Here is a 13,000-nt window from a genome sequence, read left to right on the forward strand (position 1 = left end):
CATGGATATGCTGCTGGAGCAGTTGGATCTGCAGCTTGCTATGGGTAACCGCAAGCTGGAAACCCGATTGGAGGGGGCCAAGAAAACCCGGATCCTGCTGGACAGGGTACACGACGCCCTGACCGTCCTCAAGCAGAAGCCCGGAAACGGCAAAAAGCTCTACAAGCTCATCTATCTGACCTACATAGGCCCGGAGAAATTCACCCATACTGAGCTGCTTTATCAGCTTGACGTTTCCTCCCGGCACTATTATCGGCTTCGTCAGCAGGCCATTTCCATTCTTTCATTGCGTTTGTGGTCAGCCCCTTCTGCGGATATTGAGCTGGTGCTGGATATGCTGGCACTTTTGGAGGAGCTGGAGGGGACTTTATAAGAAATTTTTTGAGATTCTTTCAAGATTTTTCCTCAAAAACAAGCCAAAAATCGCAAATGGCAGAAAAGTGGCGCAAAATTGGCAAGTCTTTTGCCGATGACAGACGATTGAAAATGTGGTATAGTTGTATCGTACCAAATTGGGGGTAGCGAAGAGTTCGATTGAAAACGAACTCTCAAGGCCGTTTTGAGCAGACGCTTGAAACGGTTTTTTTGTTACCACAAAAATAATTTTCAAGGAGGAACAAATGACAAAACCAAAGAAGAAAGGCCAGCGGCTGGTGACAGCCTACTGGTCGCTGGTGGGAGCCGGGACAGCCGTCATGGTATCGCTGCAGCCGGTGTTCGCAGACACCATCTGGAACCGGTTTTCTACCATCATGAAGGACGTGTACGGCCAGTTGGTGACCATCAGCACCATTGTTGCAGTCACAGCCGCGGCTATCGCCCTGCTGGTGAGGATGATCTCCCGCAACCAGCGCTCGGTGGACGAGGCAACAAGCTGGCTCAAACGGATCGTGGTCACCTGGATCGTGCTCAACTCGCTGGGCTTTGTGGTCGCGTATCTGCAGCCGCTCATTGCCGGAGGAAAATATACCGGGCCGTAAGAAAGGAGTGACCGACTATGCTTGACTGGATCTTTGAGGGAATCGTCAAGTGGGTAAGCAGCGTGGCGTCGGAGCTTATGGATACCGTTTCAGGACTGTTCCTGGATGCCCTGGGCACCGACATGACCGCCATGGAGGAATACTTCCCCTTTGTGACGAAAGCCTTCACAGTCATGCAGTATTTCGCCTGGGCCACGCTGTTCCTTATTACAGTCTGGCAGCTTTTCCGGGTGTTCGGCGGGCCGATCACGGAGGCAGAAAACCCTCTGACGCTGATTGCCCGGAACGGACTTTTTGCAGTCCTCATCGCCTATTCAAAAGAGATCTTCCTCATCACGCTGGACATCGCCAGAGCGCCATACACGGCACTCATGGAACTTACCATGACGGAGGAAGATTTTACTTTTGCCGGGGTGGAGGAAACCCTGAGCAACGGTATAGCGAACTTTGTGGCGATCACATCGGTGGTGGGGACGATCCTAATTCTTGTTCTGCTGATAGCCTTGGGTTGGAACTACTTCAAGCTCCTGCTGGAAACGGTAGAGCGTTATGTGGTGGTGGGCGTGCTCTGTTACACCTCGCCGTTGGCGTTCTCCATGGGGGCGTCCAAGGCCACCTCGCCAGTGTTCAAAAGCTGGTGCAGGATGGTGGGTTCTCAGCTGCTCCTGCTTACCATGAACGTGTGGTTCCTGCGGGGGTTCTCAACCTCGGTGGGGCAGTTCATTGGCAACGGCGGCGCTCTCACCAACGGGAACGGCAGCATTTTCCTGTGGTTGTTCTGTGCGCTGGCTTTCCTCAAGACGGCCCAGCGGTTCGACAGCTATCTCTCCAGCCTGGGGCTTAACGTGGCCCAAACAGGTTCAAGTATGGGTATGGAGCTGATGATGGCCGCAAGGGTGCTGTCTGGTGCTGCCGGCAGCTCCAAGACTGTTGGAAAGGTTTTCAACGGTGCCGGCCCGGCTGGAAAAACCGCAACGGCAACTGCTGCGGGTGGCACCAGCTTCGCAACGGGCTTTGCCAACAAGTTCAAGGGCAACAACTATGTGCGTGATTCCGTGGTGACCGGCGGCGTGCCTATGGGCGCAGGAGGCGGTATGGGTTTCGTGGGCCGGGCCTTTGGTGGAATGGCGGCAAGAAATGGCGCTACGCTTACCGGGGAGTCTATTAGCTCTGTTGCAAGCCGTCAGCCCGGTGTTTCCGGTTCTATCGGCGGCGAGATCGCAGACCGCAGCCTTGGGAACTATATGCCCCAGTTCGGTGGGTATCAGATGCGGGGCACAACTATCACCGGCGGGCAGATCAATACCACAGCAGTGGGAGCCAACGGCAAGTCGGCAGAGGTTGCTATGTTCAATGCGGCCCAGTTTGATGCTCCATCCGCTCCGCACTCCGTAGTGACAGCTTCGGATGGCAGTCAGTGGTACCAGATGGCCAGCGGCGCTGAGGCGGGTGCGTTCTATGACGCTCCCAATTTCACAGGCAGTACGGGCGAGGCCGGGCAGGTTGCCCAGGCGTTCCCGTCTGCGGAAAACGGCACTATGCTACGCACAGTGGGCGAGGGCGTTATGGAGGCCAGCACGCCCGAGGGCAACACCCTCTGGTACAACAGCGCCTACTATGACGAGCCGGACGCTCCCCATTCGGTGGTGCAGTCGGCTAACGGCGTGGACTGGTACGCTCTGCAGCAGAACGCTCAGGCCCCGGAGTTCGAGGCCGGGGAATCCGCGTTGGCGTACAATCAGGCCCAATTCCAGGCTTTCATGCCAGGGTTTGAGCAGAAGGCTGCCAATGTAGACGGCTCCACCCGCAAGGACGGGCACTTCGAGGTAAGGCACGAGAATGGCTCGGGCACTATGTTCTACGACACCACCCGTTACGCTGCTCCTCGCGGGGATTACAAGGTCTATGAGGATGTCAAGGGCGGTCAGTGGTATGCCATTCCCGGCCAGCCTGGGGTGGAGCGCAAGCCGGTCTATGAGAACGGCAAGGCCGTGTATGAGAATGGGAACGTGAAAACCGTGCAGGTGGAAACAGTGCGCTACAAGAGCCAGCCTACACGCTTTGCTGAGCCAAAGGCCCGCACGCTGACGGAGATCAGGCCGCCCAGAAGAAAAAGATAACCGCGCCGGTTGGACTTTACAGCCGGCCATTTTCATGAAAGGGGGTGCTGCCTATTGGGCGAGCCGCAGAAACAACAGATTGGTGACGGCCAGGACAATTACGGTGAGGCCGCAGGGAAAATCGCCGACGCTGCCAAGCAGATACAGGCGGCGGGACAGGCATCGCAAGCTGCTGCTCAGACGGCCAATGCGGCGATCAGCACGGCGCAAGCGTCCAGCGGGGCGGCTGCGGAGATCGCGGCGGGTTCGGCGGCCGGGCCGTGGGGAGCGCTGCTGGCGGCGGCCTGGGCCTCCCGGCACACGCTGTTTAAGGTGCTGGTGTGCAGCTGCATGGTGCTGCTGATTTTCGTGGTGCTGATCGTGTCGCTGCCCAGCATTGTGAGCAACGGTATTTTCGGGTTGGACGGTGTTCAGCCAGAAGACGGCGCTACTTTGTTGGGAACGTATAACGAGATGGCAGACGTAGTGAATCAGGCGGTGGATGATGGGTACAACCAAGCACTTGCAGAGGTGGAGTCCATCATAGAGGCCGGTGGGTATGACTACAGGCTCTCGATGGACGCGCTGTCCAATTATGCACACAGCTCTGCCGGGTACGATGTCTGCTACATTTTGGCGGCATACTCAGCCTCAAAAGAGCAAAAGGACACCAGCAAGACCGACTTGGCCGCCAAGCTGAACAGCGTGGCAGGTTCTATGTTCCCGGTAACGGAGGATGGCGAGGGCGAGGTGGAGCAGGAAGTTGCGGCCACGCCAGCACCCTCTCCGTCACCGGGAGCTACACCTGTACCGACCGCCGTGACGGTCAAATATGTCAAATGTACCATTCATCCTTTCGACACCTCAGTGATCGCCACAGCGTTTGGGATAGACCTGGACGCACCATATGCTCAGTTCGGTATCACATACCGGCAGGCCATAGAGAACATGGCAAACGCCCTCAAGCGCACAATGTACGGTTCGGTGGTGGCTGGTTCGTCGGTTCCGCTAACGGACGAGGAGTTGATTGCTTTCGTCAACAGCCAGAACTGCAGTGCCATGCGCAAGCACATTCTTTCTACCGGGCTGTCCCTGGTAGGCAAGGTGCCCTACTTCTGGGGCGGCAAATCAGAGGCCGGGTGGAACGACGCCTGGAATACCCCCCGGCTGGTGACAGCGGCTGGCGACCACACCAGCGGCACGATTCAGCCATACGGGCTTGACTGTTCGGGGTTTACCGATTGGGTCTACAAAACCGCCGTGGGCATGAGCCTGTATGGCACAAACTGGAGCCAGTGGGATAACTCTTTTGCGGTCACGGCGGCGGAACTGCAGCCAGGTGATCTGGGATTCCTGGGCGGCCGGGAGGACTGGACGCACGTTCTTATGTTCGCAGGTTACGGCGAGAGCGGGCAAAGAATGTGGGTTCACTCATCTGGAGGTGAGGGGGTTATCCTCAACACACCCAGCTATGAGGGCACGCTTTCTCTGCGTCGGCCCAGCGGAGTTGACTTTGACGCGCCAGTATCAGGCGGCGGGAGCTACGGCACGCCAATCTCTACATTAGAGGTAGACGTGACACACTATTGCGCCTGCACCCGTTGCTGTGGCGAGAACGCCGCCGGAATCACTGCCAGCGGAAAGCGGGTGTCACAGGGGATGGTCGCCATGTCCAGTCATTACCCGTTTGGTACGCAAATCATGATTAACGGCACCATGTACACCGTGGAGGACAGAGGCGGCTCTGGCATTGAGAACGATATAAGCCGGGTTGACATCTATGTCCCCGACCACAATGAAGCACTGCGGCTGGGACGGTTCAAGACCACAGCGCAAATTTACAGATTAGGAAGATAGCTTATGGACGAAAAGCCTTACAATAACGTGTTCGCTATCCCGGCGAACTACACCGATTCTGGCAAGATACTGGGCGGTATGCTGGAGCTTCGTAACGCTGTCGAGGCAGCGTTTCTGCTGCTCTTGGCAGGCTACCCGGAGCTTATGTATCTCCCGGTGACAGGCACGGTCAAAATCGTTATTATGACCGTTACTCTGCTCCCTCTTGGAGTGATAACGGTCATGGGAATAGACGGCGACTCCCTGTTCCAGTGCCTGGCCCATGTACTGAAGTTCGCAAAATGCAGAAGAAAAATCCATATGAAGAGGGTTGGTTTCAGATATGACCCAAAGCAAGAAAAGAGAAAAGCAAAGAAAGCTCACCGCACAGGGGTTCCTGCCGGTGAAAAAAATCGAGCGCGGCGTGGTGGAAACAACAGACGGCAGGTTTCTGAAGATTCTGGAGATTGAGCCTATCAATTTCATGCTGCGCTCGGATGAAGAGCAGTTCAACATCATTTCCACATTCGCAAGCTGGCTCAAAATCTCACCTATGCGGTTACAGTTCAAGAGTATCACCCGCAAGGCGGATTCGGATAAGCACGTCGCTATGGTGCGCAAAGAGCTTGAAACTGAGGAGAACGACCAGTGCCGCTCTCTGGGCGAGGGCTATGTGCGGCTCATCAAGGACGTAGGTAGCAGAGAAGCCTTGACCCGCCGGTTTTTCCTGATATTCCAGTATGAGGAACAGCGCCGGGGGGATTCGGAGGATTTGGGCCAGGTCTACGGAGCTTTACAGACCGCCGAGCAGAATGCCCGGGCTTACTTTCTCCAGTGCGGAAACTCCATCGTACAGCCCGCAGACCCGGATGAAACTGTCGCTGAAATACTGTATATGTTTTTCAACCGGCAGTCCTGCGTGGACGAGCCGTTTTCGGAACGGGTCAGCCGGGTGGTGTTAGACACGATGGCGGCTCGGGATAAGGTGATTGGAATTGACCCGGTGCCGAAAATCCATGTGGCACACTTTCTGGCACCACGGGGGATTGACCTGACCCACTTCAACTACACCGTCATGGATGGCCTGTACTACGCCTTTCTATATATAAAGGGCAACGGCTTTCCGGGGGCGGTTCGGGCTGGGTGGATGTCCTCCCTGATTAACGCTGGCGAGGGCATTGACGTGGACGTACATCTGCGCCGGGAGAACAGAAGTAGGACGATTGACAAGGTAGCCCAACGTATTAGGCTGAATCGCACCAAGCTCAGGGGTATGCAGGACACCAGCACCGACTACGAGGAACTGACGAACTCCATCCAGGCCGGGTACTTCATTAAACAAGGCATTGCTAACAACAACGAGGACTTATTCTATATGTCCGTGTTCATCACAGTATCAGCTCGGACCTATGACGAGCTTCTCTGGCGCAAACAGCAGATGGTAGATATGCTCAAGTCCATGGATATGCAGGTCAGCGATTGTCGATTCCAGCAGGAGGAAGCGCTGCGCTCTGTCATGCCGTTTCTGCACCTAGACAGCTCACTGGAGCGCAAATCCCAGCGGAATGTGCTCACCAGCGGGGCTGCGTCCACCTATATGTTTACCAGCTTTGAGATGTCGGATGATACCGGGGTGCTGCTTGGGGTCAACCGGCACAATAACTCTCTGTGTATTGTTGACCTGTTCGACACGCGAAAGAATAAAAATGCCAATCTCAACCTTCTGGGTACCAGCGGGGCAGGAAAGACCTTTACCTTACAACTCTTGGCTCTGCGCATGAGGATGAGGGGTATCCAGTGCTATATACTGGCTCCCATCAAGGGGCACGAGTTCCGGCGGGCGTGCAACCGTATTGGTGGGCAGTATATTAAGATTGCTCCTGGCTCGCCCCACTGTATCAACGTCATGGAGATACGCCACACGGTTTCCCCAGAGATGGAGCTGATTGACGGCGACAGCGGTGAGGAGGATTCCATGCTGGCACGGAAGATCCAGCAGCTGATGATTTTCTTCTCGCTCTTGATTCCTGACATGACCAACGAGGAGGAGCAAATGCTGGACGAGGCGCTCATCAAGACCTACGCTGACTTTGGCATTACCCACGATAACGATTCACTCTACATTGACAGCAAGTGCAGCCCTCCTAAGATGAAGAAAATGCCCATCCTGGGTGACCTCCACAAGAATCTGTTGGAGAATCCCATGACCAAAAGGGTAGCTATCATCGTCAGCCGGTTCGTAACCGGGTCGGCACAGTCGTTCAACCAGCAGACTAACGTGGATTTGAGCAACAAATACATCGTGCTGGACCTATCCGAGCTGAAGGGCAAGCTGCTCCCGGTGGGCATGATGATCGCCTTGGATTACGTCTGGGACAACGTGAAGGCTGACCGCACTAAGAAAAAAGCCATTATGATAGACGAGATATGGCAGCTTGTGGGAGCTTCCTCCAATAAGCAGGCTGCTGACTTCTGCCTGACTATCTTTAAGACTATCCGTGGGTTCGGAGGGGCGGCAATTTCAGCTACCCAAGACCTATCCGACTTTTTTGGCTTGGAGGACGGCAAGTATGGGAGGGCCATCATCAACAACTCCAAGAACAAGATAATTCTGAATCTGGAGCCGGACGAGGCCCGGTATGTACAGGAGGTGTTGAAACTAACAAAGACGGAGACGCGCTCCATTACCCGATTTGAGCGGGGCGAAGCGCTGGTCTATTCCAACAACAATAAGGTGCCGGTGGTGATAAAGGCTTCCAGGGAGGAGCAGGAAATGATTACCACCGACAGGGCAGAATTGGAGGCGATATTGAGGGAAAGACAGCGGAATGCGCACAACTCGGAAAATGAGTAAAACGCAAAGCGCATTTTGAGTTTTATACGTATTGGACCAAAAAATACGCACATATCAAGGAGGTGATGCCCATGCTGCTTCAGGAGGAGCGGTATGTGGTGAAATGGCTGTCCCAGTACGGGGCTCTGCCCAGGGTGCAGGTTGCCCGGATGCTGCGAAAACCTGCGGGTGCAGCCGAGAAGATTTTACGCAGCTTGCGCCGAATGGGGCAGATTGAGGATATTTCCGGCGGGTACTATGTGGGGCTAGACCCCATGTGCAAGCCAGACCAGCGGACGATTATAGCCGTATGGGTGCTGTTGCAGTTCCTTGACCAGGTGGGGCCGCTGGACCACTACCCGGCGGTGTACCCCTCCCAGATTTTCTTTCTGAAGGAAGATGTTGGGTATGAGATCGTGGTACTGTATGAGGGCGAGCAGAGCCAGCTGCGGCTGCTCCAGCCCCAGGATGACTTGAAGTACATCATTGTTCTGCCCCATATCTCTATGGCGGAGGGCCTTCGGCTGCCTCCTGTCCCCTGCTTGTTCACCACGGTGGAGTTCCAGGGCAGTGAGGTGCCGGAGGTAAAATTCTATTCGTGATTATCGGAAAGGACAGATATATGAGCATATTTCTTGAGGTGCTTGGCCAAATCGACGCCAAGCTGAAGCAGATGACGGAGCAGGTGGAAAGCACTCGCTGGCTGGCAAATTCCGGGCGCTTTGATGCGGCGTACCAGCACGCCATGACCCTGGAGGACAATCTGGAGCGGGCCACGCTCCTGGGCCGGGCGCTCCCGGCGTATACAGGCTATCCCAATGCCAAGTGGGAGGTGGAGAGGATCGTCCAGAAGGTTCACCCAGTGGAGATCGGATTTACCAAAAACGGCTGGTTCACCCTGCGTCTGCCTATGCTCCTGCCCAAAAAGGAAACCGGCTCCACCGAGTTTATCCGTGGCTTTCTCTACCCTGCCATGCAGGAGTTCTTCAATAAAAATCCACCAGTGTGCTATACCGATTGTGTGCTGATTTTCCGACACGTCTACGCCCGGGACAGGCCCGAGCGCCGCTGGCGGGACCACGACAACATCGAGGTGAATATCGTCACAGACATTGTGGCTCTCTACACACTGCCGGACGACAATCCCACGGTCTGCACCCACTACTATTGCAGCGCCGCCGGAAATCAGGAACGCACGGAGGTATATGTGGTGCCCAAAGAGGACTTCCCGCTGTGGCTTGATGTCGAGAAAAATCATCCGAACGGCGGAGGGCTGGACATTTATCCGCAGTTTTCGCCATGCAAACCGATATGTAAAAAGGGCTGATTTTTTAGGCTTTCAAAATACACAGCCCATGCCAAGGCTATGATTCTGGGATTTTCTGGCTTTTCTGCTCCCTCAAATGCACAAAAAACGACGTTGAGGGTTGTAGAGATGTCGGGATTTCTCTCAAAGGAGATGAGGTAGAATGGTACAGTTCCGCCCCGGCAGTCATGTGTCAAATCTGGTGGCTCTTCTGTCATTTGTGGGGGAGTTCCCCTTCCAGTCTTTGGAGCTTTTGGGGAGTGAGCGGGTCTACAAGGCGCTCATCGTCAGGCTGACCCAGCCGGAGCACTTTGTCAATTCCCAGACAGGCGAGGAGATGGACTGCCGCCTGTTCACCCTCAATGGGGGCGGGCAGGCAAAATCCGTGCGGCTCTATAAGAAAGCGTTACATATCCTGGACTGGGTGCATCCCGACGCGTATTCCTATTATATGGAGGCGTTCTGGCAGCACCACTTCCCCGGGGACGATGGACACCGTGAGCGCCACTTCCGGGTGGCAGAGATGGCGGCGATGTTCATGCGGGCAGGCTTTCAGGTCTGCCCATATTTGCTGCCTGAGCTGCAGAACCAGAGCCGGGCGAACATTGTCCCCGGCGAGCCGGTCCTGTATCTGAGCAGGGCTTTGAAAAGCGTGGGTATGGATGACGCAAATAAAACCAAGTTTACAAGAATCACAGGAGCTGCCTTTTCTGAGGAGTGTCCCTATGTGGTATACAACGCACGCGGTGCCGTCATGAAGTGGCAGGGCCGCGGAGAGTTCAAAGCTCTCCAGAGCCTGACCGACATTATCCGGCTCAATGCGGGGATAGACCGGGTGGATTCCGCGATTCTCCTTGGCAATTCCCCGAAGGTTGCCCTGGATACTGTGCTGGATGCGGCCCACCCCCACCGCAAGGAGTTCCGGTTTGATGCGGTCTACCCTTGCGTGCATTTCATTCCCATGGATGAGAACGGCGTGCGGCAACTGAGGATCATGGCCTCGCCCGTCTGGAAGGAACGTATCCTTGACGCGCTGTTCCTGCCGGAAACCCGGTCCTACGGAAGCGGGAGGTTTGAGTATGACGCTTGCGTGGACGGCGGCTATGTTTTCTCCCACCTGGACGGCGATCTGAACCGGCTGATACGGTTCCGGGAAGTCATGGGGCAGATACCTGGCCCTTTCGAGGTACTGTGTTATCCCCACCAAGTGGAGTTTTTGCGGGAGTGCCTGGCAGGCAATGGGACAATCAAAACAATAGAATTGGAGGCGATAGAATCAGCATTGGACATTAAAGCAAGGAAGGAATGCTTTTGAACAAACGCCGGGCGGCCGTGATCACCAGTATCATCATGGCGGTCACGATGCTGCTATATCTGGGAGGGATGCTGGGCCAGTTCCTCTCAAACTATGAGATATGGCTGGCGGATGGCGGTATGAATGGGCAGGCAGTCATGATTTCATTCAACTGGAATCCGCTGGCAGTTTTTCCGGCGGCCTTCACAGTGAACGGTCTGAAGGGAATGGCAGCTATCCTGCTGATCGTCGGTGGGCTGGTTGTTTATTTCAAATTTCAAGGCCGGCACGGCTGCAGGTCCCAAGACCCTCGCGGATTCAAAACCAGTTCCACAGGGGCTTACGGTACCGCAGGCTGGATGAGCGAGAAGGAGATGGGGGTGGTTCTGGAGACCGCCCCCATCGCAAAAGCAAAAGGCACCATCCTCGGCGAGCACCGGGGCAAGGCTGTCTGTATGCCGGAAGACACCCGGTTCAACCGGCACATCGCTGTGTTCGGGGCATCCGGCACCATGAAGTCCCGGGCAGTCATACGCAACGCCCTGTTCCAGAGTATCAAGCGGGGCGAGTCGGTGGTCATAACTGACCCCAAGGGCGAGCTTTTCGGTGATACTTCAGAGTTATACCGCAGGCATGGCTACGAGGTCAAAGTGTTCAACCTGGTAGACCCTGCCCACGGTGATTCCTGGAATTGCATGGCAGACCTCCACGGCGATACCCTCATGGCCCAGGTGCTGACAAACGTAATTATTGGCAATACCAGCTCCGGCAAGAGCGACCATTTCTGGGACAACGGCGAGGGCAACCTCCTCAAGGCACTCATCCTCTACATCGACCAGGACAACACCCTGGATTCCAACATGAAGAACCTGGCCACAGTTTACCAAATGCTCACTCAGAACAATGAGCGGCAGTTGACCGCCATGTTTGAAAAACTGCCCCTGGGCCATCCGGCCCGTGCCCCTTACAACTTGTTCTCCCAATCCAGCGACACAGTGCGCTCTGGCATAGTGCTGGGCCTGGGTACCCGGCTGCAGGTCTTACAGAACCAGTCTGTGCGGAACATCATCACCCGGTCAGACATCAGCCTGACGGCCCCGGGCCAGCGCAAGTGCGCCTACTACATCATACTGAGCGACCAGGACACAACGATGGCATTTTTGTCCTCGTTGTTTTTCTCGTTCCTATTCATACGGCTGACACGGCTTGCTGACAGTCAACCCAATGGTCGCTGCACCGTGCCGGTCAATCTGATTCTCGATGAGTTCAACAATGTCGGCAGAATCGGCGGAGCGGCAGACGGCTCGGATTTTGCCAGGTCGCTCTCGGTGATACGTTCCCGGGATATCCGGGTCATGCTGGCGGTACAGAGCCTGGGCCAGTTACAGAACCGCTATCCCAACAACCTCTGGAGTGAAATCATCGGCAACTGCGACATTCAGCTCATGCTGGGCTGCACCGACGATGTGACAGCCCAGTATTTCTCGGCCCGCAGCGGGGATATGAGCATCAGAGTAGATTCCACGTCCACCACCCGGCAGACCATGGCCGTTGCCCAGTTTATCCCCCAATACCGCCAGACCGAGGGTCAGGGGCGGCGCAGGCTGCTGACCCCGGATGAGGTGCTGCGGATGCCCAATGAGGAGCTGCTGTGCATCATACGGGGGTGCAACGTGCTCAAGCTGCGGAAATTGGACTATACCAGACACCCCATGTCTGGGGAGATGGCGAGGACTTCTATTTTGGAGTACCGGTCTGAGCAGACAAAAGCCACACCAGAGCCAGTTGTAAGTGTTGTTTCTACCCCGGCCAAAGATGCAAAGAAGGCTGAACCAAAAGCCAAGTCAAAGCCAAACCTATACAGCTCGGCAAAGCCGCCCGGAGACTTTTAAGTGTCAATTTATTTATCGATATAAAGATTGACATTAATGGCGTTTTTCAGTATAATATGAATATAGATAGAAAGGCTATATTCAGGAGGGATACGCTATGGAAGAGATGTCCGTGCTCAGCGTGATGAAGTCTATTGTACCAATCACCCGGTTTAATAAGGGCGAGGCCAGTCGGATTTTTGAGGAGGTCCAGTCAGGCGGTACGAAGGTGGTCATGAAGAACAACCGGCCTGCCTGCGTGCTTATGTCCCCCGAAAAATATGAATCCCTGATGGAGATGCTCTCCGACTACATTCTCCAGGAGGAGGCTGAACGCCGCTTAGCTAGTGAAGGATCGGTTGAAACTCTGTCCCAGGATGATGTCATGCAGTCGCTGGGAATTACTCAGGCCGAACTTGACGGAATCGATGTGGAGATTGAAGAATGAAGTGGCGGGTGGAGTATTTGAAAGAGGCGCTGCGTGATCTGAAACGCCTTGACCCCTACAATCAGAAGCTTATCCTGAAAGCCATCAGTAAGACTGCGGAGCGCCCGCTGCCACCGCCAGACGGGATCGGCAAGCCACTGGGCAACCATGCCAGTTCCAAGCTCAGCGGGTTCTACAAGATCAAGCTGAAGAATCTCGGGTACCGTGTGGTGTACCAGTTGGTCATACAGGGCGAAGTCATGCGGATCATTGTGATTTCCGTCCGGGATGACGATGAAGTGTACAAGGAAGCAGAGCGAAGGATCCGCAAAATGGAAGAATAATGTAGAGCGA

At 55.2% G+C, this 13,000-nt stretch carries 12 protein-coding genes; all 12 read left to right on the top strand.

Annotated features, from left to right (window positions below; translation table 11 throughout):
- The first annotated feature begins 1 nt into the window (after position 1).
- On the top strand, positions 2-373 hold the full coding sequence (locus tag D5270_RS16850) for a hypothetical protein (RefSeq protein ID WP_243150344.1): 372 nt from the start codon (positions 2-4) through the stop codon (positions 371-373).
- A 247-nt stretch (positions 374-620) separates the two neighbouring features.
- On the top strand, positions 621-980 hold the full coding sequence (locus tag D5270_RS11720) for a hypothetical protein (RefSeq protein WP_166544274.1): 360 nt from the start codon (positions 621-623) through the stop codon (positions 978-980).
- Between the two features lie 17 nt (positions 981-997).
- Positions 998-3,100 carry a hypothetical protein gene (locus D5270_RS11725; protein ID WP_166544275.1) on the top strand — a complete coding sequence of 701 codons (2,103 nt, stop codon included), beginning with the start codon at positions 998-1,000 and terminating at the stop codon, positions 3,098-3,100.
- Between the two features lie 54 nt (positions 3,101-3,154).
- The gene (locus tag D5270_RS11730) at positions 3,155-4,936 is read left to right on the top strand and encodes a C40 family peptidase (protein ID WP_166544276.1); all 1,782 of its coding nucleotides are present in this window, start codon (positions 3,155-3,157) and stop codon (positions 4,934-4,936) included.
- A gap of 3 nt (positions 4,937-4,939) precedes the next feature.
- On the top strand, positions 4,940-5,386 hold the full coding sequence (locus D5270_RS17140; protein WP_330587524.1) for a hypothetical protein: 447 nt from the start codon (positions 4,940-4,942) through the stop codon (positions 5,384-5,386).
- Complete coding sequence (locus D5270_RS11735; protein WP_330587525.1) at positions 5,319-7,769, top strand: VirB4 family type IV secretion system protein; 2,451 nt, start codon at positions 5,319-5,321, stop codon at positions 7,767-7,769. Before D5270_RS17140 ends, D5270_RS11735 begins: the two co-directional genes overlap by 68 nt.
- Before the next feature lie 71 nt (positions 7,770-7,840).
- Positions 7,841-8,350 (top strand): DUF5697 family protein, encoded by a 510-nt coding sequence (locus D5270_RS11740; protein ID WP_166544277.1) that lies wholly within the window; start codon positions 7,841-7,843, stop codon positions 8,348-8,350.
- A gap of 20 nt (positions 8,351-8,370) precedes the next feature.
- Positions 8,371-9,075, top strand: a complete 705-nt coding sequence (locus D5270_RS11745) for a DUF6100 family protein (protein WP_207709376.1) — start codon at positions 8,371-8,373, stop codon at positions 9,073-9,075.
- A 142-nt stretch (positions 9,076-9,217) separates the two neighbouring features.
- A complete protein-coding gene (locus tag D5270_RS11750) occupies positions 9,218-10,369 on the top strand; it encodes a hypothetical protein (protein WP_166544278.1) in 1,152 nt (383 codons plus the stop codon).
- Complete coding sequence (locus D5270_RS11755) at positions 10,360-12,240, top strand: VirD4-like conjugal transfer protein, CD1115 family (RefSeq protein WP_166544279.1); 1,881 nt, start codon at positions 10,360-10,362, stop codon at positions 12,238-12,240. The genes D5270_RS11750 and D5270_RS11755 overlap by 10 nt, the downstream gene beginning before the upstream one ends.
- Before the next feature lie 97 nt (positions 12,241-12,337).
- The gene (locus tag D5270_RS11760; RefSeq protein WP_166544280.1) at positions 12,338-12,667 is read left to right on the top strand and encodes a type II toxin-antitoxin system Phd/YefM family antitoxin; all 330 of its coding nucleotides are present in this window, start codon (positions 12,338-12,340) and stop codon (positions 12,665-12,667) included.
- Positions 12,664-12,990 (top strand): type II toxin-antitoxin system RelE family toxin, encoded by a 327-nt coding sequence (locus D5270_RS11765; protein WP_166544281.1) that lies wholly within the window; start codon positions 12,664-12,666, stop codon positions 12,988-12,990. Before D5270_RS11760 ends, D5270_RS11765 begins: the two co-directional genes overlap by 4 nt.
- Positions 12,991-13,000: the final 10 nt, after the last annotated feature.

The sequence above is a fragment of the Acutalibacter sp. 1XD8-36 genome (assembly GCF_009917525.1).
In the GTDB taxonomy this organism is placed as follows: Bacteria; Bacillota; Clostridia; order Oscillospirales; family Acutalibacteraceae; genus Acutalibacter.